This window comes from Agrobacterium sp. El2ro-1b (genome assembly GCF_048298475.1).
In the GTDB taxonomy this organism is placed as follows: domain Bacteria; phylum Pseudomonadota; class Alphaproteobacteria; order Rhizobiales; family Rhizobiaceae; genus Agrobacterium; species Agrobacterium fabrum.
On the sequence record NZ_CP103458.1, the window covers coordinates 2,818,426 to 2,840,569 of the forward strand.

Here is a 22,144-nt window from a genome sequence, read left to right on the forward strand (position 1 = left end):
CCATGATGCTCGACCGCCGCCTGAATGTCTTCCGGCCCGATCTCGCCGATGCGAAACTGCAGGGTGTGGTAGAGGCCGAACGTTTCGTCAGCGGTTCGCCCGCACAGGTCACCGCACCGGTCATTGGCCTGCGGCCGACGCCTGACCTTGCCACCGGTATAGACACCGAGCTGCTCTGCGGCGAAACGGTGCGCGTTTTCGACAGGGCAAATGGCTGGGCCTGGGTGCAGGCTGATGCCGATGGTTACGCCGGTTATGTGCCGGAAACGGCAATCGGCGACGTAGCCGCCGCCACGCATCAGATCATCGCGCCGCGCACATTCCTTTATCCTTCGGCCGAGTTGCGCAAACCGCCTGTCGCGGCGCTGTCCATTGGCAGCCTGATCCGCATCGTCGGCGAGGCGGAGACACGCGGCACCCGCTACCTGATGACCGAAAAAGGCGAGGGCATCATTGCCGCCCATTGCCGGGCCGTGGATGCGGCGCTTGAAGAAGACTATGTGGCAGTGGCTCTGCGTTTTATCGAAACGCCTTATCTCTGGGGCGGGCGCTCCGGCTTCGGTATCGATTGTTCGGGCCTCGTGCAGCTTTCCATGGCGATGACCGGCCGCCGGGTTCTGCGCGACACGGATATGCAGGTAAAGTCGCTGGGCGTGGAAATCGAGCGTGATGAGTTGCGACGCGGCGATTTCGTCTTCTGGAAGGGCCATGTCGGCCTCATGGAAAACGAGGAGACGTTGCTGCATGCCAATGGCCACACGATGAATGTCGCCCGCGAAAATCTCGATGCGGCCATCGAGCGCATCGGCTGGCTTTATGAAAAGCCGACGGCTTTCCGCCGCCTGGAAGGCTGAGACGGCGGCTTTCACGACATTGTGCCCGCCCGGCCCTTTGTGCGAGAGCCCCCGACGGCCTACATCGGTTGGATGATGGTACGGGACTGGCACGGATGAAGACGAGAACGGCGACACGATTGGCAGCGATCCTCACGGCGGCCTTGCTGAACACATCGGCCGAGGCACAGACCGTTTTCCAGAATGGTTTTGCCCCTGCGCCGGATGCCTATGCAAACCTGCCCGGCGTCAAGGACCCGCGAACGCTGCAGCCCAAGGTCCGTTATAACTGCCATAGCGAACTGGGCGTGACGGGATACTCCCGAGGTCCATACCGGGATGTTTTCGGTAGCCGTGGGCTTCCTGTTCAGGGGTATCGCTGCACCGATGAAAACGGTATTTCCAGTTTCGGCGGCAGAAATCCGATCTCCAAGGACTGGTATCCCGGCATCAACCCTGTCGATCCGACCTTCTGAAGCGGGTTTGCCCAGCTGCGTTTGTGGAAAATCGTCCATCAGGAATGACAGGAAGCATTTGCCGCTGCCGGCGCTCTGGACTTGTCGTCGCTTTTTCAGATAAATCTTCCGCGTGACAGGTTGATACCTGCCGGGGTGCGGAGTGACATCGGCTATTTTTTGACCTTTGGCCGATATTGGGGAATGCAAGTATGACGAAGACCGATATAGCCACCCGTGTCCACAATCATACTTGGAAGCTAGACCCGATCGTCCGCAGCCTGATCGATACGGATTTCTACAAGCTGTTGATGTTGCAGATGATCTGGAAACTTTATCCGGAAGTCGACGCGACGTTTTCCCTGATCAACCGCACGAAGACTGTGCGGCTGGCGGAGGAGATCGACGAGATGGAACTGCGCGAACAGCTCGATCATGCGCGCACCCTGCGTCTCTCCAAGAAGGAAAATATCTGGCTTGCGGGTAATACGTTTTACGGCCGCTCGCAGATTTTCGAGCCGGAGTTTCTCTCCTGGCTTTCCAGCTATCAGTTGCCGGAATACGAGCTTTTCAAGCGCGACGGGCAATATGAGCTGAATTTCCATGGCCGCTGGATGGACACGACACTCTGGGAAATCCCGGCGCTGTCTATCATCAACGAGCTGCGCTCGCGCAGCGCCATGCGTTCGCTCGGTTATTTCACGCTGGATGTGCTTTATGCCCGCGCCAAGGCCAAGATGTGGGAAAAGGTCGAGCGGTTGCGGGAACTGCCGGGCCTGCGCATCTCCGATTTCGGTACCCGCCGCCGCCATAGCTTCCTCTGGCAGCGCTGGTGCGTCGAGGCGCTGAAAGAAGGCATAGGCCCCGCCTTTACAGGCACGAGCAATGTCCTGCTCGCCATGGATTCCGACCTCGAAGCCGTCGGCACCAACGCGCATGAATTGCCAATGGTGGTTGCGGCACTGGCGCAGACGAATGAGGAACTGGCGGCCGCCCCCTATCAGGTTCTGAAGGACTGGAACCGGCTTTATGGCGGCAACCTGCTGATCGTGCTGCCCGACGCCTTCGGCACGGCTGCGTTTCTGCGCAACGCGCCGGAATGGGTGGCTGACTGGACAGGCTTCCGCCCGGACAGCGCGCCGCCGATCGAAGGTGGGGAAAAGATCATCGAGTGGTGGCAGAAGATGGGCCGCGACCCGCGTAAGAAGATGCTGATCTTTTCCGATGGTCTCGATGTCGATGCCATCGTCGATACCTACAGGCATTTTGAAGGCCGCGTCCGCATGAGCTTCGGCTGGGGCACCAACCTCACCAATGATTTTGCCGGCTGCGCGCCGAAGACCATTGCCAGCCTCAAGCCGATTTCCATCGTCTGCAAGGTGAGCGACGCCAATGGCCGCCCGGCGGTGAAGCTCTCGGACAATCCGCAAAAAGCCACTGGCGATCCGGCCGAAGTGGAGCGTTACCTGAAGTTCTTCGGCGAGGAAGACCACAAGGAACAGAAGGTTCTGGTTTAAGGCGAGGGGCGCTCCGGTTGAGGAAGCGCCCTTCGAACCTGATCTTGGTTCAGGAAGATTACTTCGCGAATTGATGGGCGATGTAATGGAACAACGCGCGGATACCCTGCGCTTCCCCGCCGATCGATGAATGGTGACGCTCGCTGAGCGACCAGCCGTAAATATCGAAATGCGCCCAGCGCTTGGTTTTGGTGACGAAGCGCTTCAGGAACAGGGCAGCGGTGATTGATCCACCCATGCCGCCCGAAGGCGCATTGGTGATATCGGCCGCGCGCGAGCGGATATCCTTGTCATATCCCATGTAAAGTGGCATGCGCCACAGCGGGTCATCCGTATCGATGCTGGCTTCCGCGACATCATGCGCCAGATCCTCGTCATCGGTGTAGAAGGGTGGCAGATCGGGACCCAGAGCCACACGTGCCGCACCCGTCAGCGTCGCCATGTCGATCATCAGGTCCGGCGCATCCTCGTCCGCATAAGCAAGCGCGTCAGCCAGAACGAGACGACCCTCCGCATCGGTATTGTCGATCTGTACCGTCAGCCCCTTGCGGCTCTTATAGATATCGCCGGGACGGAAGGCATTGGCGGAAATGGAATTCTCGACCGCCGGCACGAGAACGCGCAGATCGACCGGCAGCTTCGCATCCATGATCATCAGCGCGAGGCCGAGAACATTAGCGGCGCCACCCATATCCTTCTTCATCAAGGCCATCGAGGCCGCAGGCTTGATGTCGAGACCGCCGGTATCGAAGCAGACGCCCTTGCCCACCAGTGTCAGCCGCGGATTGCCCTTCTTGCCCCAGTTCATCTCCAGAAGGCGCGGTGCGCTTTCACTGGCGCGGCCAACGGCATGGATGAGCGGGAAATTCTCTTTAAGCAGATCATCGCCGGTGGTAACGTTCACCTTGGCCTTGTAGTGGGCGGCAAGCGCTCGGAAGGCAATCTCGAGCTCGTCCGGCCCCATGTCGTTGGCCGGAACATTGATGAGGTCGCGCGCGAGGAAGACACCTGCCAGAACGCGCTTGATCTCGCCATCTTCGGCGTCCTGCGGAATGAGAAGCTTTGCCCCGCTGGTCTTGGTGGTCTTGTATTTGTCGAAGCGGTAACTGCCGAGGCCGAAACCGAGCGCGAGGCGATTGGCCGTCAGGGGCGCGGTTTCGATGTGCCACTCGCCCTCCGGCAGCTCACGGGCGAGTTTCCCGGTGATGAAGGGAACTTCGGAAGGATTGCCCCCAAGGCCGAGCAACACACCGCCCAGCGATCCATCGGAGGAGGGAACGAGCAGGACGGCGCCCGCTTCCGCCTTGAACCCCGCCTTTTTCGCCCAGTCCAGAGCGACCGGGTCTATGGCACCCTGTTCGATATGGGCTGGCGTGACGGCAAAAACCGGCAATGTGCTGCCGGCCTTCGAGCTAAAAGGGGTGGGGCGTTCGATGAACTGATAGGGCGCCATGGTATGCTTCCGTAAATGTCGAGAATCGGTGCGATTAACGCTCTGTTAGGGTTAACAGATTATTGCTTAAGCGAAAGTTGCGTCATGTGAGTCTTTCGTGTGTCGGGCGCAAGATCGATCATTCTCGGGCGGGGGCGCTGCCATGACTGCATTTTCTTTGGGTGAGACACGCCGGACAAGGTTGTTGCGGGGGGCATGTCTCGCAGCGCTGGTTTTGGCTGTTTCCGGATGCGCGAGCACCAACAAGCCGGATCGCATGTCCACTGGCTCCATTCCCGCCGCCACGCGTTCTTATGACCACCTGAACATGGAGCAGCTTCGGCAGGCGGAAGAGACCGCCGGAAAAGCCTATGAACGCAACCCCAAGGACAGGTCCGTCGGCATGAATTATGCCAGCGTGCTGATGATGACCGGCAAGAATACGCAGGCTCTCGCCGTCATGCAGCAGATCGCCATCGCCAATCCGGCCGACCGTGAAGTGCTTGCAGCCTATGGCAAGTCGCAGGCGGCTGCCGGCCAGCTGGAGCAGGCGCTTTCGACCATCCAGCGCGCGCAGACGCCTGATCGTCCAGACTGGCGGCTCTACTCCGCCGAGGGCGCGGTGCTCGACCAGCTCGGACGGTCGAACGAGGCGCGTTCCAGATATCGTCAGGCGCTCGACCTCAAGCCGAACGATCCGAGCGTCCTGTCCAATCTCGGCATGTCCTATGTCCTGTCGAGCGATCCGCGCACCGCTGAAACCTATCTGCAATCGGCCATTGCCCAGCCGGGCGCCGATAGCCGCGTCCGCCAGAACCTTGCGCTCGTGGTTGGTCTGCAGGGCCGCTTTGCTGAAGCCGAACGCATTGCGGTTCAGGAACTCTCTGCCCAGCAGGCACAGGCTAACCTGACGTATCTGCGTGCAATGCTTTCGCAGCAGAATTCCTGGCAGCAACTGGCGAAAAAAGACGGCAAGCCGGCTGGTTAACGGGTTTTCTGAAACACTTATAGTGCGGCCCGGCGGATAAATGATTGCTGCTGTGCGTAAATTCGCGATGCTTTTGCTACATTAGAAAGTATCGGCAACGCGAATGCCAGCTGGCCCGAGAATGACCGCAATGAGGACCGGCAGGAAAAATATGATCATCGGCACGGTCAGTTTCGGCGGCAAAGCGGCAGCTTTTTTCTCGGCTTCATTCATACGCTCGTCTCGGCCTTCCTGCGCAAGAACACGCAGCGCCTGAGCGAGCGGGGTTCCATACCGTTCTGCCTGGATAAGAGCCTGCACCACACTTTTGACGCCATCCAGTTGGGTACGCATACCGAAATTCTCTAGAGCCGTGCGCCTGTCCTGCAGAAAAGACAGCTCCGCCGTCGTCAGGATCATCTCCTCCGCCAGTTCAGGTGATTGCTCACCCATCTCCTCCGCCACACGACGCATTGCCGATTCCATTGACACGCCAGATTCGATGCAGATCAGCATCAGGTCGAGCGCATCCGGCCATGCCCGCTTGATCGAGGCCTGCCGCTTGGTCATGCGGTTAGAAACATAGATATTGGGGGCGTAAAAACCGATATAGCCGAAAACAAGCACGGCCATCAGTCGAACGACAAAAGCCTTGTCGGCCAGATTTCCGAGCACGAAAACCCAGGTGAATGCCACCGCCAGGAAAATGAACGGCAAGACGAACCGGGCGGCAAGAAATGTATTGAGCGCGTTCTGTGAACGGAAACCGGCGGCACGCAGCTTGTTCATCGTGTTCTGGTCGGCAAGCGCTTCACGAAGATTGAATTTTTCCACAATGCGCCGCGCGGATTTATTATTGTTGCCGCGAAGGGATGTTCTGCCGTCGCGGGTCACAGTCGCTAGGCGCTCGCGTTCACGGCTGCGAATGAGTTCCCGTTCTGACGAAACGGCTTTCATGCGCTTGGCGAGGTCTTTCCGCTCCAGGAAAGGCATGATCAGCGTATAGAGGGTCGCGAAAACCGCCAGCGTCACAAGAATGGCGATGATCGTCTGCGGATCCGTCAGGCGGGAAATGAGATTTCCTGTCATGGTCGCCCCTCAAATATCGAAATTGATCATTTGACGCATGATGAAAATCCCGATGAGCATCCATATTGCGGACGCCCCCAAAATGATGTGTCCGCGCATATCTGTGAAAAGAACCGAAAGATAGTCAGGTGATGTAAAGTGCACCAGCATCATCACGATGAAAGGCAATGCGCCGATGATGACGGCGGATGCTTTCGCCTCCATGGACAGGGCGTTCACCTTGGCGCGCATCTTCTTACGGTCACGTAACACCCTGGACAGGTTGGACAATGCCTCCGAAAGGTTGCCGCCTGCCTGTGCCTGGATGTTGATGACGATGCTGAAGAAGCTTACTTCGAAAAGCGGCATGGTCAGCATCATGCGCTCGATCCCCTGAGGAATGCCGATGCCGACCTGCTGCGCATCGACAACCCGCTGGAACTCCGTTTTCACCGGTTCCTGACCATCCGAAGCGATCAGTCGTACAGCGTCGTTCAGCGGCAAACCTGATTTGATCGAGCGGCACATGACGTCAAGCGCATTGGGAAACTCCTCAAGAAATTTTTTCTGTCGGCGCTTGAGGAGAAATGCCAATACCCAGCGCGGCAGTCCCAAAGCCGCGACGACGGCTATGGGAACAGCGGTCAATAAGGACAGACCATAGATAAGTGAAATTAAGGCGGCACATGCCGCCGCGGCGACGCTCAGAAGGTGGAACTGCCGAACGGAAATTGCCAGCCCTGCCTGCACGAGTTTATCACGCAGGCTGACATTCTTTGCTTTTTTTGCCTTCTCATTCTGTTTCTTTTCCATATCCCGCAGGCTGTCCTGCATGGATTTGCGGCGCTTGCTGAGTTCCTGGACCCGGTCGCGCGCAGCCTTGATATTTGTATGATCCGTCTCTGCGGCCTGCACGCGCTTGAAGCGGCTGGTCGTCTTTTTCTCGACCTCTATCTGCTGGAAAAGAAAGGCATAGGCGAGCGCTCCTGCCGAGATGGCGACGAGTACGGCCAGTAACACTATTGTCGGGTCCATGGCGGTCGCTTTCCCTTAGGAGCTCTTTTCCATCTCATCGAGCGCGGCCGCCAGACGCTTATCTTCGCCGTAATACCGTGCACGGTCCCAGAAATGCGGCTTGCTGATACCGGTCGATACATGCCTGCCGATCAGCCTGCCTTGCGCATCCTCGCCTTCGATCTCGTATCGCATCAGATCCTGGGTGACGATGACATCGCCTTCCATGCCGATCACTTCGGTGATCTGCGTTATCCGCCGCGAACCGTCGCGCAGGCGGGCCGCCTGAATGACGACATCGATCGAGCCTGAGATGATTTCGCGCACGGTCTTGGCCGGCAGCGTGAATCCCCCCATGGCGATCATCGATTCGATACGGCTGAGGCATTCACGCGGCGTATTGGCGTGCAGCGTTCCCATTGAGCCGTCATGGCCGGTGTTCATGGCCTGAAGCAGGTCAAAAACCTCCGGTCCGCGCACTTCGCCGACGACGATACGCTCAGGCCGCATACGAAGGCAGTTCTTGACGAGATCGCGCATGGTGATTTCGCCTTCGCCCTCGATATTCGGCGGACGCGTTTCAAGCCTCACCACGTGCGGCTGCTGAAGCTGCAATTCGGCGGTGTCTTCACAGGTGATGACGCGTTCATCCTTGTCGATGAAGCTCGTCAGACAATTGAGGAGCGTGGTCTTGCCCGAGCCGGTGCCGCCAGAGATGACGACATTACAACGAACGCGACCGATGATCTTGAGCAATGTCGCGCCTTCGGGCGTGATCGCTCCGAAACGCACGAGCTGGTCGAGCGTCAGCTTGTCCCTCTTGAATTTTCGGATCGTCAGCGCGGGTCCGTCGATGGCGAGCGGCGGTGCAATGACGTTGACACGCGATCCGTCCGGCAGGCGGGCGTCGCATATCGGGCTCGATTCATCCACGCGTCGGCCGACCTGGCTGACGATGCGCTGGCAGATGGAGAGCAACTGCGCATTGTCGCGAAAGCGGATATCGGACTCGATGGTCTTGCCGCCGACTTCGATAAAGGTCTGGCCGGAACCATTGACCATGATATCGGCAATGTCGTCGCGCGCGAGAAGCGGCTCCAGCGGCCCGTAGCCCAAGACGTCGTTACAGATGTCCTCGAGCAGCTCTTCCTGCTCGGCAATCGACATGGCGAAATTTTTGATCGTGATGATATCGTTGACGATATCACGAATTTCCTCGCGCGCACTTTCCGCGTCGAGCTTGGCGAGCTGCGAAAGGTCGATGGTATCGATGAGGGCGGAAAATACCTGGCTTTTGGTATTGTAATAGTCTTCCGTGCGGGCGCGTTTTTTCTGAGCGAGTGGTGCGCCCGTCGTCACCTGGCGCGTAACGGGTGATTGGCCGGGCTCGAGCGTATCAGTGGCAGGAGAACGAGGCTCAGACGCTGTCGCCACCTGCATGGATACGGCAGGTGCAACAGGTTCCGGCTTCGTGCTTCTGGCTGGGCCTTCAGGCCCGCGTTTTCCGAACATCGGCGTTTCCGTCTAAGGGCGCTGGCAGAAGACCTACTTGCGCTTGAGAATATTCTTCAGTTTTTCCAGACCGCCGCGCCGGTTTTTGCGCAGCACGGAGCGACCTGTGATGGTGTGTGCGATCTGCGAGAAGGTTTCCGCAGTCTGGGATTTTTCGTCCATCTCGCTGATCATACGGCCGCTATTGGCGGCATTTCCGAACAATTGTGCGTCGAAGGGGATGATCGCGATCGGCTCGATTTCCAAGGGCTCAAGAAAATCCGTCGGCGTAATTTCCGGACGTTTCGGCATACCGACCTGATTGAGAACGAGATGCGGTAACTTGTCGTTGGGTCTGAGCTTGATCAGCGCATCAAAGAGGTTCTTTGTGTTGCGCAGATTGGCAAGATCGGGAACCGCCGTAATGACCACCTCGTCGGCTTCCGCAAGGACTGCCCGGGTCCAGTCGCACCATTGGTGGGGAAGATCGAGAACCGCAATCGGCGCGCTTCGCTGCAAGACCTCGAGGATCGGCAGAAACGCCTGACGATCGAGATCATAGGTCCTGTCGAGAAGAGACGGTGCTGCCAGGAGCGACAGGTGGTCGGAACATTTTGTCAGAAGACGGTCGAGAAACACCTCGTCCAGTCGTTCCGGTGAAAAGACAGCTTCAGCCATGCCCTGGGCGGGGTCCTGATCGAAATCGATATTGGCCGTTCCATAGGCAAGATCCATATCCGCCAGAATGGTTTCCGTGGAGAAGAGGCTCGAAATACCGAAAGCGCAATTATGCGCGATGGTGGAGGAACCCACGCCGCCCTTGGCGCCGATGAAGGCGATGTTACGGCCGAGCGGTTCGGCTTCCGGATCGACGAAGATCGCGGCGATCGAACCGAGCAGATCAGCCATGTTGACCGGTGCGACGAGATATTCGGAAATACCGTTGCGGATGAGATCGCGATAAAGCGTGATGTCGTTGTGCCGGCCGATAATGATGACGCGGGTGGAAGGATCACAAACCTCCGCCAGCGGCGCGAGATCGTTCAGCAGTGAGGCAGTCGAGCTTGCCGTTTCGAGAATGATGAGATTGGGTGTGGGCGATGCGGAAAACATCGTCGCCGCCGCATTGATATCACCCTTGGTCACCCGCAGGGTGACCCTGCTCATGCGCCTGTCGCTCGACAGGGCTTCCATGACGGCCTGCATAGTGTCGCTGACGCAGAAGGCGTGGATGGAGATACGGGGCAGGGGCCGCAGGCGATCCATATCCGAAGCGCGCAGCGGCGGTTCGGCTTCCGCGCCACCGCTCAGCTTGATGTCGTATTCTACAGCGCTCATCGTTTTTCCTGCCGTGAGAAATGGTGGACCTGCATCAGTTTGTCGGTGCCGTCGAAGTACCGCTGCGATAGGTATCGATGACCACCGCCCGGCGTTCGGCATCAATCGGGCTCATGCCGCGCGGGCCGACCAGATCCATGGGATTGGCGATCTGCGCCGCGAGATTGCTCTGTGAGGCGCATCCAAAATTATACCAGTTCTTGTTGGCGAAGGTGTTGTCCGAAAGATCCTCAGGCCACTGGCCGCATTGGCCGGTCATCGCGGTAACGGCGACATAGCTCAGGCGGATGGGCGCGGAGTCGCCATTCGGAGAAGCAGCATAGCGCGTTTCCATGATCTTGCCTTGAGCGACACCCGCGCCGGAAAGCGTGGAGCGGATCTGTTTCGCCATTTTCGCTGCCGTTGCCGAATTGGGCGATCCCGAAGGCGTCTGAATGTTGACGATACCCGTCGACATCGACGCATAATTCTGGGCAAAGCCACGGACATTGTCAGCCATGGCCGTGGTCAAGCGGCTGTCGCCGGCAGAAACCGGAATATCAAGCGAATGCTCGGCTTCCGACAGGGTAATCGGGTGGCGCGTGCGATAATCGTCGGGAATGGCGTTGGTGGTCATCGGGTCGCGTGCGCAGCCCTGCAGCAGGCCGGCAGCTAGCGCCGCCACGGCGAGGAGGCTGGCCCTTCTTCCGGGCAAATGGAGGGAAAAGGCGGAAGAGTTTTCCTGCATGACGTTTCCTGCCCGGATCGGGCTCGCTGTGGAGAGGGGACTGGGTGCGCGCGTCGTCATTTGTAGATGAACCCCACTGATCCCTGATAGGGGGCCGCCTGAACCTGATCCTTGCGACCATAGACCTTGTTGACGCGGTTCATGAAATACATCGCCGCATCGTTTTCCGGGTTGAAGTTGTCATCCGGCCGGGCGATCTGGTTGCGGGCAACGGGCCGCACCAGATAAGGCGTCGCGATGATGACAAGTTCCGTTTCGTTGCGCAGGAACTCCTTGCTGCGGAAAAGCGTGCCAAAGATCGGGATTTTTGACATGCCGGGAAGCCCGGACATCGCCTGCCGCACATTATCCTGGACAAGACCCGCAATCACGATCGATCCGCCGGAGGGAAGCTCAACCGTTGTGGAGGTCTCGCGCTTGCGCACCGACATGTAAGTTGAACCTGGGATCGTTCGACCCCCATTTCCGGTTACAACGTTGCCTTCATAGGTAGGCTCGGAAACATTGGTCTCAATCTTGAGACTGATGCGGCCGGGCGAAAGCACGACAGGCTTGAAGTTCAAAGTGATGCCATAGTCGACTGTATTAGTCGTTCGTGTAATCGTCGGCCGCCCGGTTTCCTTGTCGATGTCGACTTCCTGCTCTGCGGCAAGCCTGAAATCACCTCCGACATAGAACTTCGCCTGCTCTCCGGAAATAGCAGTCAGGCTCGGCTCCGCCAAGGTGCGCATGACGCCGGCCTGCTCCATGGCGTTGAGGTATGACGCAAATCTGAGCGAGCCCGAGCCAATTGCGCCGCTTGCAATCCTCGACGCGCCATCGATCGCATTGCCAAGATTAGACGGATTTGCAAATTCGAACCCATTGCCGCTTGTCGAACTGCTGATCGAGCCGTTAAATCCGAGCTGCTTCAGAACCTGTCTGCTGACTTCCGCGACAGTGACTTTCAGCGTTACCTGATCCTCGCCTTCGATCGTCAGCATGTTGACGATTTGCGATACCTGCCGGCGCTCGGCAAAAATTGCCGCATCGCCGCCATTGTTGCCGCCCGTGAGCGATATGTTGCGTGTGGTGGCCTCGCCGCCCTTCAGAAAGGCGTCGGCAAGTTGCACCGCGCGTGCGGAATCCTGCGGCGTGCGCACCGATCCGGTTAGAACGATGTTGTCCGAGACGATTTCCACCTTGATGTCCGACTCAGGGATAAAGCGGCGGATATTCGCCTCAAGCCCCGAAATGTCGCGCTCAACTTCGAGATCGAGGCTGACGATTTCCCGACCACCGTCACCAAAAATGAAGATGTTGGTCTGTCCCACCATTTTCCCGAAAAGGTAGATGCGTCTCGATGTCCGGGTCACAGCGTCGGCGAGGCTCGGGTCGGCAACGAGAATGTCATGCGCATCTTCCGGCAGGTCGATGACGAGCGCCTTGTTCAGCCCGAGTTTAAGGCGCTTGCGAATGCCCGTGCCACTTTCGGTGATCCGAACGATGCTTGCGCTTTGCGCTTCCGCCTCGCTGGTGCGCAGAAAATCGGGAGAATGCCGGCCGGGAACGCCTGAAAAAGCCAGGCAGAATGCAAGCCCGCCTGCCATCGACGAGCGCAGATGGTGTTTGAAGCGTTTTGTCATGAGCCCCCCGGTCATTGTGAGGCTCCTTGACCGCTCTTCACGATCGAGCCGGATTTGATCACCTGAATTTCCGGCTGGCCGGAACTTCCGCTGAGAAGATGGCCGGCCGAAAGCGTATCGTTTTCCTGCGCATCTGCGACTGAACGCAAGGCGAGCGTGAGACGGTCCGCCATCTGTTGCGCCACGGTTATGATCTTTGCCTGTTCGGGGGTCAGTTCGAGCGTCGCGGTGGCACCGACCACGGCCGCCATGCCGTCTTCGCCTTCCTTGATCTGCTGGTCGATCGCCAGAACACGGACGTTGTTCAAAACATTTTCGGTCAGGAAGTTACCATTCTCGCCCTTGCGGACCATGATGACATCGACCCGGTCGTTCGGCAGCACAAAGCCACCCGCACCGGTCGAGACGGAAATCTCGGTCGCGACGGCGCGTTTGCCGGCGGGCAAAAGCGAAGACATGATGCGGTTGCTGGAATCGACCACTTTTTCCGGCCGGATCGGCTCACCTTCGAACAGGGGCAACCGCACGACCGTGCCCGCGAGCTCGGTGATGGCGTCGGGCCTTTTCGCTTCCGTTATGAAACTGTCGACCACATTGCCCTGTGGCCAGGGTGTCCAGCGCACAGAGCTGTCGTTCAGACGGCTGCCGACGGGCAGATTGACTGAGGAGACGAGAACGTTGACCGTTGGTTCTTTCTGGATGATCGTTTCCGCTTTTTCGATAACCTGCTTCGCGCCGGAAATCTGCATGGCGACAAGGCCGGCAAGACCGGCGGCCACCAGGGCAACGGAAAGAATGACGATACGCGACGGTTTCATGCTCGATCCTTGAGGGAATCAGATTCTGCTCCCGTCAGGATGGTGCTCGATTGGTATAATTATGGTTAATATTGTTCTTGGATTCGTGGTTAACGCGACTTTAATGACGCACACAATCTGGTTCAGGAAAGACTGACGATGGCAGCTTTCACAAGTGGTGCTTCACCGTAGGTCAACAGCCCGGCTATGGCGATGCCAATGCCATAAGGGATTTTTTTTGCAACCAGCAGAGAATCTGGAATGGGAATACCGATGGCCATGATTTCCTGTGATCGTGATCGCAGGAGAAGAATTCCGAGAGTCAACACGCCTCCGATCAAAGTCACTGCAAGCAGAAACTCAGCAAGGGCAGTATTGAAACCGAACCACACTGCAGCGGCCGTGAGTAGCTTGGCATCACCTCCACCCATTACATTGGCTGCAAAGAGTGCGAAACAACCGAAAAAGACGATCGCCGCGGCGACGAAGCTCATTGCAAAAGACTGCCAGTCCATACCCGACAAGGGTGCTACCACCACGAAAGACAACAGCAGAATAAACGATATCCTGTTGGGTATCGTCATGCTGAAAAGGTCATTAAGTGCGGCAAAGGCGAGGCACAGAGGTAAGATCAGGAAAATTGCTGCTACGACCATGTGGTTAATTCCTGTCAAGGATTTCGCATTTATTCGGTGTGGCAAACAATGGAATAAGGATATCAGAAAATGATAAGATGGCCGCTCGTTTCACGAGCGGCCATCGAGAGAAATCCAGTAGTATTTAATTTGCCGCTGAAGTCGCTGCGGTCGTCATCTTGGCGCCAAGGCTGACGAATAATGCGTTAAGGCGAGTGCCGACAGTCGTTGCGCCGCCGATGATTGCAACCGAAAGCAGGGCAGCGATCAAGCCGTATTCGATGGCGGTCGCGCCGGATTCATCCTTGAGGAAACGAGCGAAAATCTTGGTCATGAGGTCTCTCCTAAATCTTGTTTGGTTCAGCACGCCGACAACTGTTCTCCGTTGTTCGGTTGCGTTCAAACTACAGCCGAGCGATTTCCAAGCGCTTAAAAAAAACGATTAATTCAAAGTAAACGGCAGGATGAGTTTCTCTTGGTAAATAAAAATGAAAAGTATTTTCTGCATTTTTATATTTGCGGATAAGTAAGTGTATTTTGAGCCTTATCACTTTTCTCTTTTTTAGAATTGCTGCTTCAGGGAGACGCATATGTTCAGTTTTGAGGCGATTGAAGAGTGATGAAAATACCATCTTGTTACACATGGCGATCATCCGCATTGCGGGATTCGTGCCATTTAACGCTTCATTCACTAAAACCGCGCATTCTGTGGCGCAATAAACTGTGCTGATAGTGAGCAAGGGCCAAACGCGTGTCATCCGGAAAACTGGCGAAAATCATGGTCGGCTTGTCCGTCTTCCTCGGGGCTGCGGCGCAGCCGGTTTTTGCCCAGGACGATATACTGCGCGTTTCGATGAATCACGCCCGCGTTCTCCGCCTCGATCGTCCCGTGAGCAAGGTTATCGTCGGCAACTCCAAAGTCGCCGATGCCACGGTTGCCGATGCAACGACCATCGTTCTAACCGGGCGCAGTTTCGGCACGACCAACCTTGTGCTTCTTGATGCCGAAGGCAATCCGATCGTGGATGAACGCATTCTCGTCTCCATCGATGAGGGCAATACGGTTCGTGTGTTCCGTCAGACGGAGCGCACGGTGCTGTCCTGTACGCCGAATTGCGAACAGCATTCGCAGAATAGCGGCGACAAGGACGCTCAGCCTTAACAGGGAGCGTCATGCATAATTCTGACAGGACAGCGGGCCTTCCGATAGAAACGGAAGTCGCTCGTCTTCAATTTTTCTGAGAGTGAAAAAATGCGAAAAAAGCAACATGCTTCCCGGCGTTTGCCGGTCGGCTATATGTTACTTTTTTTCGGATAAGTATTTGATCTAGCTAAGATCAAAAATGGAATGGTGCCCAGAAGAGGACTCGAACCTCCACACCCTTTCGAGTACCAGCACCTGAAGCTGGCGCGTCTACCAATTCCGCCATCTGGGCGACGGAGAGCGATGTACGAGGGCAGCCGCCCGGTGTCAACAGACTTTTTGAACTTTTATGACGATAATTGATTTTAAAGGGAAAAAACTTAATCCGGGCTGTTGAAACATGTCGCCGGGTCAGGTGTCGAGGCCCTCATGCTTCGTTCTGTCGACATGGCCGAGGTCACGCTCCGGATCGATGATGTCACGGATTCTTTGTTTGAGTTCTTTTGGACCGGGAAAACCGCCATCGCGTTTGCGTTCCCATATAATCGTCCCATCAACGGTGATCTCAAACAGACCGCCGGTCGAGGGAACGAGACTGACTTCGCCGATATCAGAGGAGAAGGTTTGCAAGATTTCCTGCGCCATCCAGCCTGCGCGAAGCAGCCAGTTGCATTGTGTGCAGTAGCGAATGGTTATGCGGGGTTTTGTCTCGGTCATCCCTAATTTTCCTTCAGCGCAATAATGCTCACGATAATGTCAACTAAAACACTCATGTTTTTACCGGGCGCGTGCTTGTTCTTATCATGTGGCTTTGCGAACAGAGAAGCTGTCGAAGGCTGAAACGTGGAGATCCTATGGCCCAGTTCGAGAATAATCGTCAGCGTCTTTTCGTTCCGGCGGTCGCGCCGCTTTATAATTCGACCCATGATCTAGTGGAGACCGTTCTGCGCGTCACAGCCGGGCTTCTTCTGGTTACCCACGGCTTTGGCAAGATCGTCAATCCTTTCGGCGCCGTCGGCATGGTGGAGAGCCTTGGCTTTTACCCTGGCGTCTTCTGGTCGCCGCTGCTGGCCGCCACGGAATTTTTCGGCGGCATTCTGGTCGCGATCGGCCTGTTCACGCGGCCAGCATCTTTCGCGGCCATGATCGTGCTATTGGTCACGGTCTATTTTCACGGCATCGTAAAGGCAGAAGGCTTGGGAGGTGCGGAAAAATCGATTCTCTGGGCTGCGATTTTCCTGTTCTTCGCCGTGCGCGGCGGCAACCGTCATTCGGTGGACGCCAAGCTGACGCGTGAATTCTGAGGCTTAAAACGCCGCGCCGTCCGCTACCGCCTCAAAGACGATGTTGCGCTCTTGAAAATCGTTTTTTCCCGTGGTGAAGCTGGACTCAATCGGCAATCTTTGCCGATTGAGTCCATCGTCGTCGCCAAGAGGTCTTATGCGCGTAGCAATCATAGAAAACATGGCGGGCACGCCGCATGGACAAATTGGCGTCGCCCTGCGAGAGGCGGCGGCGGATATTCACATCATCCGCGCCTATGCGGGCGATCCTCTTCCTGAAGACGCGGACGACCATGATGCGCTTGTTGTTCTGGGCGGCGAACAGAACGCGGTAGATGATGTGCTTTATCCCTATCTTCCGGACCTGGCGCTTCTGATGAAGGCCTTCGGCGATGCGGACAAGGCAGTCATGGGTGTTTGCCTCGGCAGCCAGTTGCTGGCACGCGCCTATGGCGGAGAGAATATTCTCTCAGGCCCGCCGGAATTCGGCTGGCAGGATGTGTCCCTGACGCCGGAGGGCTTATCCGATCCGCTTTTGGCCGGGCAGCAGCAGAACTTCCCGATCTTTCAGTGGCATTGTGACACTTTTACGCTTCCGCCCGATGCCACGCGCCTTGCGACCAATGCCGCGACACGAAACCAGGCCTTTCGTATCGGCCGCGCGGCCTATGGCACCCAGTTTCATTTCGAGGCTTCCACCGAGGTTGTCGACGAATGGTGTCGGGCATTTCCAGGTTCCGTCGAAAGAATGTCGCCCGGCTGGCTGGAAAACTACGCTCACTACCGTGGCACGCGGGCGCAGATGGCTGACGTGGCCGGTCTGGAAATAGCCCGTGCCTGGATCCGGCTGATCTGACCGCAGCGATTTTCGGTTGCGAATTAAATGGGCTCTACTCAAGATCGCTGTGGGTTCATCCCGATTCGCAAGAGAGGCGCAAAGATCATGTATAAATTCGAAATCTATCAGGACAAAGCCGGTGAATATCGCTTCCGCTTCAAGGCATCCAATGGCGAGACGATGTTTTCGTCGGAAGGGTACAAGGCGAAGGCATCGGCTATCCACGCGATCGAATCGATCAAGAGAAACTCTGCCGGTGCCGATACCGTCGATCTCACCACAATGACGGCCTGAGCGCCGCCCTTGCGCGAGAACTCGAAGCGTTTCGCCTGTCATAAATGACGGGCGCATCGACAGGTGCCGGCGTAAAGATAAGATTCAGTCTTTTTGGATAATCTTCCGTTAGCATTTGTCTTTCGAGGTCTGCGGGTGGCGTCTGAGTGCCCCCCGATTTTGTTTTGCGTACGGGTTCTCATGCGTTCATCGGCTGTACCAGCACTTCTTTTCGGTTGCCTTCTGCTTGGCGGCTGCACGTCCAGTTCCGGGCCGGAAAGCCTGATGGCTGGCTTGCCGTCGAAGGAAACCACCAGTTCGGTCAGGCCATCTGCACCGGTGCCGCAGGCAAGTGTCGGCACCCAGCCGATTGCGGCCCAGCCACGGCAGGAAGTCCTGGCGTGGGGCGGGCCGGTGCCGGATGAGCCCAAGGCCTTTTCCGCCGTCACGCCGAGGGCATCCCTGCCGCAAAATGCACCTGAAATCCGTCTGCCGGGTCCTTCGCAGACCGGAATGGTGCGACCGGCAGAACGGCCGATGGAGCGCCCGGTGCAATTGGCCATGGCTGCCGCTCCGGCGGCGAGCGCTGGCGCGCAGATCCGCTCCCGCATTTTCCGTTCCAGTTTCAGCGACGCCAAGCCCATCAATTTCGGCCGGGTTCAGCCGCGCCATTTCCAGGTCCATGGTGTGGATGTGTCCCGCTGGCAGGCGAATATAGACTGGCCGCAGCTGCGCACCCGCGGCGCAAATTTCGCCTTCATCAAGGCGACGGATGGCGGCGATCATCTCGATCCGATGTTCCGCACCAACTGGCAGCGTGCGAAGGAGGCAGGCATTCGCCGTGGCGCCTACCACTTCTTTTATTGGTGCCGCAACGCCAGCGAACAGGCGGACTGGTTCATTCGCAACGTGCCGCGCGATCCGGATGCGCTGCCGCCGGTCATCGACGTGGAATATAACGGCGAATCGAGCTGCAAGATGCGCCATTCCCGCGAACGCGTTCTGGAAAAGATGCGTGTATTCATGGACAAGCTCGAGCGCCATTATGGCCAGCGGCCGATCATCTATACGGCGCCTGATTTCTACAAGGACAACCTCCAGGGTGAGTTTCAGGATTATCCCTTCTGGCTGCGCGCCGTCGCCCAGCACCCGTCGGTGGTCTATCCCGGGCGCAAGTGGCTGTTCTGGCAATATTCCGGCTCCGGCCTGTCGCATGGCGTCGATGGCCGTATCGATCTCAATGTCTTCAACGGCAGCGAGGAATCCTGGCATCGCTGGGTGGATCGTCGTTCGAGCTGATGATCAGCGCGCGAATTTTCGCGCGCCCGCAACGCACAGCACCACCACCAGCGTCACGCCGATCATGGCCGGGCTCACCTCTTCGTGCAGCAGAGTTGCGGCGAGCGCTAGCCCGAAGAAGGGCTGGAGCAATTGCAGCTGCCCCACCGCAGCGATGCCGCCCTGTGCCAGCCCGCGATACCAGAAGATGAAACCGATCAGCATGCTGAACAGCGAGACATAGGCAAGGCCGCCCCAGGCCTGCGGGTCTATGCCGCCGAGCGTTTCCGGCCCGGTAAAAAAGGCAAGCGGCAGCATCACGGGGAGGGAAAGCACCAGCGCCCAGGAAATGACCTGCCAGCCGCCCAGCTTGCGGGAGAGGGCAGCGCCCTCCGCATAACCGAGCCCACAGACGATGATTGCGCCGAGCATGAGAAGATCGCCGGCAAGCGAGGCCTCGATCCCGGTGGCGAACGAATTCGACAGGGAGAAACCCGCCACCAGCGCGCTGCCGAGGCAGGAGAACAGCCAGAAGATGGGGCGCGGTCGTTCCCCGCCACGCAGAACGGCAAAAATCGCGGTTGCGAGCGGTAGCAGCCCGACAAAAACGACGGAATGTGCAGAGGTGACGTGTCGCAGGGCGAGGGCGGTCAAGAGCGGAAATCCCACCACGACGCCCAGTGAGACAATGAAAAGTGATGTCAGATCACCGCGCGCCGGGCGCTTCTGCCTGAACAGAAACAGCAGCGCCAGCGCCAACAGGCCGGCGATGCTGGCGCGGGCGGCGGTCAGGAACACCGGGTCGAAACCTGTTACCGCAAGGCGTGTCGCGGGCAGAGACCCGCTGAATATCACCACGCCCGTCAGCCCGTTCAGCCAACCGCTTGTCGTCTTGTCCATGATCATCTCCTGCCTTTTGCCTTTCTTGATCCGGATTGGTTGGCAGGAACAGCGACAATAAGATACAATATCGACAAACTGTTATGGTATTGAAAGCAGTACGGTTAGGATTGAATGTGGACGGGAAGGTCACGGCGGGCACACGCATCGAAAAGGTGATGGCGAATATTCGCCAGCGCATCGCCTCGCGCAGCCTTGTTCCGGGCGCGCGCCTGCCATCCGTGCGGGCACTTGCAAAGACCATGCAGCTTTCCACTTCCACCATTGTCGAAGCTTATGACCGGCTTGTGGCGGATGGTACGATAAGCTCGCGCCCCGGCTCCGGTTTTTTCGTCGCGGGTCCGCTTGCGCCGCTCTCGCTTGCCGATATCGAACCACGGCTCGACAGGGCGGTGGACCCCTTGTGGGTTTCGCGGCAGGCGCTGGATGACGGTTCCGCTCTCGCCAAGCCCGGCTGCGGCTGGCTTCCGGCGTCGTGGATGCCACAGGAGGCATTGCGGCGGGCGATGCGAGGGCTGGCCCGTGCCGATGACGTCTTGCTGACGGATTACGGAACCCCGATGGGGCTGTTGCCGTTGCGCCAGCTTCTGTCACGCCGGCTGGCGGAACACGGTGTGCAGGCGGGGGCGAGCCAGATCATGCTCACCGATTCCGGCACCCAGGCAATCGATCTTCTCTGCCGTTTCCTGCTGCAGCCGGGGGATACGGTTGTTGTCGACGACCCCTGTTTCTTCAATTTCCAAGCCTTGTTGCGGGCGCATCGGGTGAAGATTGTCGGGGTGCCCTATACGCCTGCTGGTCCCGACCTGCCGCTTTTCGAGCAGGCGCTAAGAGAACACCATCCGCGGCTTTATATCACCAATTCCGCGATCCATAATCCGACCGGCGCAAGACTATCCGCCGTTTCCGCCCATCGCCTGCTGATGCTGGCCGAACAGGCGGGCCTGACCATCATCGAGGATGATATTTTTGCCGATTTCGAAACGCAGGCGGCTCCGCGGCTGGCGGCTTTTGATGGTTTGAACCGCGTTGTCCAGATCGGCAGCTTTTCCAAGACGCTGTCCGCCTCCGTGCGATGCGGTTTCATCGCGGCGCCCCAGGCATGGGTGGAAGCCCTGACCGACCTCAAGATCGCCACGGCCTTCGGCGGAACGCATTTTTCGGCGGCGCTGGTCCTGTCGCTTTTGACGGACGGAAGTTACCGCAAGCATGTCGAGGCCCTCCGGCAGCGTCTTGCGGCTGCGGTGCCGGAGGCGGCAACCCGTCTGAGATCGATCGGATGTGTGCCATGGATCGAGCCGCAGGCGGGCATGTTCCTGTGGTGCCGCCTGCCGGACGGAATAGATGCCGCCGATGTGGCGCAGCGAGCGCTTGCACGGCAGGTGGTTCTGGCCCCCGGCAATGTGTTCAGCTCGTCGCAGAACGCCTCCGGTTTCATGCGTTTCAACGTGTCGCAAATGGCAGGCCCGCAGGTCATGACGGTGCTCGCGGATGCCCTTCGATGAGTGACTGGCCATCCCTATTTATCGGCATTTGAAGGAAATCGGAACAAAATCCCGTGAACGTCGTTTTCTCCCCAGAATGAAGAGGAGGAAACACCATGACATTCGATCCCAATAACCCGCGTCCGGACCGCGATCTGCGTCCGGAACTGAATATCAGCAATGAACCGCGTGCCCGCACGTCGTCGTCCTGGGTACCGTGGTTGGCGATCATCGTTGTCGTTCTGGTGGGCGTTTTCGCCTGGTCGCAAATGAGCGGCCCGACCACCGATCCGGCAACGACGTCCTCCACCACGCCGCCTGCGGCAACGGATCAGTCACCGGCGCCCATGGCTCCGACCACCCCGGCAACGCCGCCCGTGAACAACACGGCACCGGCAAGCCCGAATACGGGTGGCACGCAGACCCAGCCTTAACGGGTTGATTGATATGACAGAACCGCCTGCTTTTCAGCAGGCGGTTTTTCTTCGTGGAAAGCCAACCGCGCGCTTAAAGCTGCTCCATGGCGGAGGGGCAGTTGGAAAGCTTCGACCAGCGATTGATCGACTCCTCTGCGAGCGTCGAAAGCGTTATGCTTCCGAAGCGGGACAACAGGATGTTTTCCGCCTCGTTCATGGCGTCGAAAAGTGCAGCATTGACCGCCTGCTCGATGACGCAATTCGGATTGTCACCAGCCAACCCGATCGAGAACAGCTGCGGTGCGCCAAGTGCCCGGTAAATATCGAGCAGCGTGATCTCGCTGAGCGGCCGTGCCAGCACCCACCCGCCGCCATGGCCTTTTTCCGATCTTACGTAACCATGCTCCCGCAAGCCGGCCATCGTGCGGCGCACCACCACGGGGTTGGTCTGCAGCATCGCCGCGATGTTTTCGGAGGTCGCGGCACCCTCATGTTTTTCCATATGGATCAGAATATGCAGCACTCGAGAAAGGCGCGTGTCGTGTCTCATTGCTCAGCCCATCCATTTATCGGGGACGATATCAGTTTGGATGTGACGTAACAATATAAGTTGCGTGACTATTGACTCC

The 22,144-nt window shown here is 58.0% G+C and carries 25 protein-coding genes and 1 tRNA gene; 11 read left to right on the forward strand and 15 right to left on the reverse strand.

The window, feature by feature from the left end:
• Positions 1 to 2 precede the first annotated feature (2 nt).
• From NYR50_RS13715 to pncB, 3 genes are all read left to right on the forward strand, one after another.
• A complete protein-coding gene (locus NYR50_RS13715; protein WP_418136294.1) occupies positions 3 to 854 on the forward strand; it encodes a C40 family peptidase in 852 nt (283 codons plus the stop codon).
• A gap of 95 nt (positions 855 to 949) precedes the next feature.
• On the forward strand, positions 950 to 1,309 hold the full coding sequence (locus tag NYR50_RS13720) for a hypothetical protein (RefSeq protein ID WP_418136295.1): 360 nt from the start codon (positions 950 to 952) through the stop codon (positions 1,307 to 1,309).
• 191 nt (positions 1,310 to 1,500) lie between these two features.
• A complete protein-coding gene (gene pncB / locus NYR50_RS13725; RefSeq protein ID WP_092770165.1) occupies positions 1,501 to 2,805 on the forward strand; it encodes a nicotinate phosphoribosyltransferase in 1,305 nt (434 codons plus the stop codon).
• Positions 2,806 to 2,863: 58 nt separating this feature from the next.
• Here pncB and NYR50_RS13730 read toward each other — a convergent pair whose 3' ends face one another.
• Complete coding sequence (locus NYR50_RS13730) at positions 2,864 to 4,258, reverse strand: leucyl aminopeptidase family protein (RefSeq protein WP_418136296.1); 1,395 nt, start codon at positions 4,256 to 4,258, stop codon at positions 2,864 to 2,866.
• A 256-nt stretch (positions 4,259 to 4,514) separates the two neighbouring features.
• Between NYR50_RS13730 and NYR50_RS13735 the strand changes: the two genes are divergently transcribed.
• Entirely contained in the window at positions 4,515 to 5,225 is a 711-nt protein-coding gene (locus NYR50_RS13735; protein WP_174007587.1) for a tetratricopeptide repeat protein, read from the forward strand.
• 81 nt (positions 5,226 to 5,306) lie between these two features.
• Here NYR50_RS13735 and NYR50_RS13740 read toward each other — a convergent pair whose 3' ends face one another.
• From NYR50_RS13740 to NYR50_RS13785, 10 genes are all read right to left on the reverse strand, one after another.
• Positions 5,307 to 6,293, reverse strand: coding sequence for a type II secretion system F family protein (locus NYR50_RS13740; RefSeq protein ID WP_418136297.1), 987 nt, complete (start codon positions 6,291 to 6,293; stop codon positions 5,307 to 5,309).
• 9 nt (positions 6,294 to 6,302) lie between these two features.
• Positions 6,303 to 7,307 carry a type II secretion system F family protein gene (locus tag NYR50_RS13745; protein WP_418136298.1) on the reverse strand — a complete coding sequence of 335 codons (1,005 nt, stop codon included), beginning with the start codon at positions 7,305 to 7,307 and terminating at the stop codon, positions 6,303 to 6,305.
• A 15-nt stretch (positions 7,308 to 7,322) separates the two neighbouring features.
• Positions 7,323 to 8,798, reverse strand: coding sequence for a CpaF family protein (locus NYR50_RS13750; protein WP_174006549.1), 1,476 nt, complete (start codon positions 8,796 to 8,798; stop codon positions 7,323 to 7,325).
• Positions 8,799 to 8,831: 33 nt separating this feature from the next.
• On the reverse strand, positions 8,832 to 10,115 hold the full coding sequence (locus NYR50_RS13755) for an AAA family ATPase (protein WP_418136299.1): 1,284 nt from the start codon (positions 10,113 to 10,115) through the stop codon (positions 8,832 to 8,834).
• A gap of 34 nt (positions 10,116 to 10,149) precedes the next feature.
• Positions 10,150 to 10,842, reverse strand: a complete 693-nt coding sequence (locus NYR50_RS13760) for a CpaD family pilus assembly protein (protein WP_418136300.1) — start codon at positions 10,840 to 10,842, stop codon at positions 10,150 to 10,152.
• Positions 10,843 to 10,898: 56 nt separating this feature from the next.
• The gene (locus NYR50_RS13765) at positions 10,899 to 12,482 is read right to left on the reverse strand and encodes a type II and III secretion system protein family protein (protein WP_418136301.1); all 1,584 of its coding nucleotides are present in this window, start codon (positions 12,480 to 12,482) and stop codon (positions 10,899 to 10,901) included.
• Entirely contained in the window at positions 12,479 to 13,285 is an 807-nt protein-coding gene (cpaB, locus tag NYR50_RS13770) for a Flp pilus assembly protein CpaB (RefSeq protein WP_418136302.1), read from the reverse strand. Before cpaB ends, NYR50_RS13765 begins: the two co-directional genes overlap by 4 nt.
• A 122-nt stretch (positions 13,286 to 13,407) precedes the next feature.
• On the reverse strand, positions 13,408 to 13,920 hold the full coding sequence (locus NYR50_RS13775) for an A24 family peptidase (protein WP_418136303.1): 513 nt from the start codon (positions 13,918 to 13,920) through the stop codon (positions 13,408 to 13,410).
• A gap of 124 nt (positions 13,921 to 14,044) precedes the next feature.
• The gene (locus tag NYR50_RS13780) at positions 14,045 to 14,233 is read right to left on the reverse strand and encodes a Flp family type IVb pilin (RefSeq protein WP_418136304.1); all 189 of its coding nucleotides are present in this window, start codon (positions 14,231 to 14,233) and stop codon (positions 14,045 to 14,047) included.
• 70 nt (positions 14,234 to 14,303) lie between these two features.
• The gene (locus tag NYR50_RS13785; protein ID WP_418136305.1) at positions 14,304 to 14,657 is read right to left on the reverse strand and encodes a hypothetical protein; all 354 of its coding nucleotides are present in this window, start codon (positions 14,655 to 14,657) and stop codon (positions 14,304 to 14,306) included.
• 20 nt (positions 14,658 to 14,677) lie between these two features.
• Here NYR50_RS13785 and NYR50_RS13790 point away from each other — a divergent pair, with 20 nt between their 5' ends.
• Positions 14,678 to 15,061 carry a pilus assembly protein N-terminal domain-containing protein gene (locus NYR50_RS13790; RefSeq protein ID WP_010970742.1) on the forward strand — a complete coding sequence of 128 codons (384 nt, stop codon included), beginning with the start codon at positions 14,678 to 14,680 and terminating at the stop codon, positions 15,059 to 15,061.
• Between the two features lie 187 nt (positions 15,062 to 15,248).
• Here the strand turns inward: NYR50_RS13790 and NYR50_RS13795 are convergent.
• Positions 15,249 to 15,335 (reverse strand) — tRNA-Leu (locus tag NYR50_RS13795).
• Between the two features lie 119 nt (positions 15,336 to 15,454).
• On the reverse strand, positions 15,455 to 15,760 hold the full coding sequence (locus NYR50_RS13800) for a SelT/SelW/SelH family protein (RefSeq protein ID WP_418136306.1): 306 nt from the start codon (positions 15,758 to 15,760) through the stop codon (positions 15,455 to 15,457).
• 137 nt (positions 15,761 to 15,897) lie between these two features.
• Here NYR50_RS13800 and NYR50_RS13805 point away from each other — a divergent pair, with 137 nt between their 5' ends.
• The 4 genes from NYR50_RS13805 to NYR50_RS13820 all read left to right on the forward strand — a co-directional run bounded on the left by NYR50_RS13805 (position 15,898) and on the right by NYR50_RS13820 (position 18,736).
• On the forward strand, positions 15,898 to 16,347 hold the full coding sequence (locus tag NYR50_RS13805) for a DoxX family protein (RefSeq protein WP_418136307.1): 450 nt from the start codon (positions 15,898 to 15,900) through the stop codon (positions 16,345 to 16,347).
• A 136-nt stretch (positions 16,348 to 16,483) separates the two neighbouring features.
• The gene (locus NYR50_RS13810; RefSeq protein ID WP_418136308.1) at positions 16,484 to 17,182 is read left to right on the forward strand and encodes a type 1 glutamine amidotransferase; all 699 of its coding nucleotides are present in this window, start codon (positions 16,484 to 16,486) and stop codon (positions 17,180 to 17,182) included.
• An 87-nt stretch (positions 17,183 to 17,269) separates the two neighbouring features.
• Positions 17,270 to 17,458: a YegP family protein gene (locus NYR50_RS13815; RefSeq protein WP_010970746.1), complete on the forward strand. Its 189-nt coding sequence runs from the start codon at positions 17,270 to 17,272 to the stop codon at positions 17,456 to 17,458.
• A gap of 180 nt (positions 17,459 to 17,638) precedes the next feature.
• Entirely contained in the window at positions 17,639 to 18,736 is a 1,098-nt protein-coding gene (locus tag NYR50_RS13820) for a GH25 family lysozyme (protein WP_418136309.1), read from the forward strand.
• A 3-nt stretch (positions 18,737 to 18,739) separates the two neighbouring features.
• Here NYR50_RS13820 and NYR50_RS13825 read toward each other — a convergent pair whose 3' ends face one another.
• Complete coding sequence (locus NYR50_RS13825) at positions 18,740 to 19,615, reverse strand: DMT family transporter (protein ID WP_418136310.1); 876 nt, start codon at positions 19,613 to 19,615, stop codon at positions 18,740 to 18,742.
• Between the two features lie 116 nt (positions 19,616 to 19,731).
• Here NYR50_RS13825 and NYR50_RS13830 point away from each other — a divergent pair, with 116 nt between their 5' ends.
• Both NYR50_RS13830 and NYR50_RS13835 read left to right on the forward strand, forming a co-directional pair.
• Entirely contained in the window at positions 19,732 to 21,120 is a 1,389-nt protein-coding gene (locus NYR50_RS13830) for a PLP-dependent aminotransferase family protein (protein ID WP_418136311.1), read from the forward strand.
• Between the two features lie 95 nt (positions 21,121 to 21,215).
• The gene (locus tag NYR50_RS13835) at positions 21,216 to 21,533 is read left to right on the forward strand and encodes a hypothetical protein (RefSeq protein ID WP_418136312.1); all 318 of its coding nucleotides are present in this window, start codon (positions 21,216 to 21,218) and stop codon (positions 21,531 to 21,533) included.
• Positions 21,534 to 21,606: 73 nt separating this feature from the next.
• Here the strand turns inward: NYR50_RS13835 and NYR50_RS13840 are convergent, their stop codons facing one another.
• Positions 21,607 to 22,065 carry an Rrf2 family transcriptional regulator gene (locus NYR50_RS13840; RefSeq protein WP_418136313.1) on the reverse strand — a complete coding sequence of 153 codons (459 nt, stop codon included), beginning with the start codon at positions 22,063 to 22,065 and terminating at the stop codon, positions 21,607 to 21,609.
• Positions 22,066 to 22,144: the final 79 nt, after the last annotated feature.

Excerpts from the sequence above, each read along its gene's own strand:
- NYR50_RS13715 (WP_418136294.1), top strand. The coding sequence starts at position 3 with ATGATGCTCGACCGCCGCCTGAATGTCTTCCGGCCCGATCTCGCCGAT.
- NYR50_RS13720 (WP_418136295.1), top strand. The coding sequence starts at position 950 with ATGAAGACGAGAACGGCGACACGATTGGCAGCGATCCTCACGGCGGCC.
- pncB (WP_092770165.1), top strand. The coding sequence starts at position 1,501 with ATGACGAAGACCGATATAGCCACCCGTGTCCACAATCATACTTGGAAG.
- NYR50_RS13730 (WP_418136296.1), bottom strand. The coding sequence starts at position 4,258 with ATGGCGCCCTATCAGTTCATCGAACGCCCCACCCCTTTTAGCTCGAAG.
- NYR50_RS13735 (WP_174007587.1), top strand. The coding sequence starts at position 4,515 with ATGTCCACTGGCTCCATTCCCGCCGCCACGCGTTCTTATGACCACCTG.
- NYR50_RS13740 (WP_418136297.1), bottom strand. The coding sequence starts at position 6,293 with ATGACAGGAAATCTCATTTCCCGCCTGACGGATCCGCAGACGATCATC.
- NYR50_RS13745 (WP_418136298.1), bottom strand. The coding sequence starts at position 7,307 with ATGGACCCGACAATAGTGTTACTGGCCGTACTCGTCGCCATCTCGGCA.
- NYR50_RS13750 (WP_174006549.1), bottom strand. The coding sequence starts at position 8,798 with ATGTTCGGAAAACGCGGGCCTGAAGGCCCAGCCAGAAGCACGAAGCCG.
- NYR50_RS13755 (WP_418136299.1), bottom strand. The coding sequence starts at position 10,115 with ATGAGCGCTGTAGAATACGACATCAAGCTGAGCGGTGGCGCGGAAGCC.
- NYR50_RS13760 (WP_418136300.1), bottom strand. The coding sequence starts at position 10,842 with ATGCAGGAAAACTCTTCCGCCTTTTCCCTCCATTTGCCCGGAAGAAGG.
- NYR50_RS13765 (WP_418136301.1), bottom strand. The coding sequence starts at position 12,482 with ATGACCGGGGGGCTCATGACAAAACGCTTCAAACACCATCTGCGCTCG.
- cpaB (WP_418136302.1), bottom strand. The coding sequence starts at position 13,285 with ATGAAACCGTCGCGTATCGTCATTCTTTCCGTTGCCCTGGTGGCCGCC.
- NYR50_RS13775 (WP_418136303.1), bottom strand. The coding sequence starts at position 13,920 with ATGGTCGTAGCAGCAATTTTCCTGATCTTACCTCTGTGCCTCGCCTTT.
- NYR50_RS13780 (WP_418136304.1), bottom strand. The coding sequence starts at position 14,233 with ATGACCAAGATTTTCGCTCGTTTCCTCAAGGATGAATCCGGCGCGACC.
- NYR50_RS13785 (WP_418136305.1), bottom strand. The coding sequence starts at position 14,657 with ATGACACGCGTTTGGCCCTTGCTCACTATCAGCACAGTTTATTGCGCC.
- NYR50_RS13790 (WP_010970742.1), top strand. The coding sequence starts at position 14,678 with ATGGTCGGCTTGTCCGTCTTCCTCGGGGCTGCGGCGCAGCCGGTTTTT.
- NYR50_RS13800 (WP_418136306.1), bottom strand. The coding sequence starts at position 15,760 with ATGACCGAGACAAAACCCCGCATAACCATTCGCTACTGCACACAATGC.
- NYR50_RS13805 (WP_418136307.1), top strand. The coding sequence starts at position 15,898 with ATGGCCCAGTTCGAGAATAATCGTCAGCGTCTTTTCGTTCCGGCGGTC.
- NYR50_RS13810 (WP_418136308.1), top strand. The coding sequence starts at position 16,484 with ATGCGCGTAGCAATCATAGAAAACATGGCGGGCACGCCGCATGGACAA.
- NYR50_RS13815 (WP_010970746.1), top strand. The coding sequence starts at position 17,270 with ATGTATAAATTCGAAATCTATCAGGACAAAGCCGGTGAATATCGCTTC.
- NYR50_RS13820 (WP_418136309.1), top strand. The coding sequence starts at position 17,639 with ATGCGTTCATCGGCTGTACCAGCACTTCTTTTCGGTTGCCTTCTGCTT.
- NYR50_RS13825 (WP_418136310.1), bottom strand. The coding sequence starts at position 19,615 with ATGGACAAGACGACAAGCGGTTGGCTGAACGGGCTGACGGGCGTGGTG.
- NYR50_RS13835 (WP_418136312.1), top strand. The coding sequence starts at position 21,216 with ATGACATTCGATCCCAATAACCCGCGTCCGGACCGCGATCTGCGTCCG.
- NYR50_RS13840 (WP_418136313.1), bottom strand. The coding sequence starts at position 22,065 with ATGAGACACGACACGCGCCTTTCTCGAGTGCTGCATATTCTGATCCAT.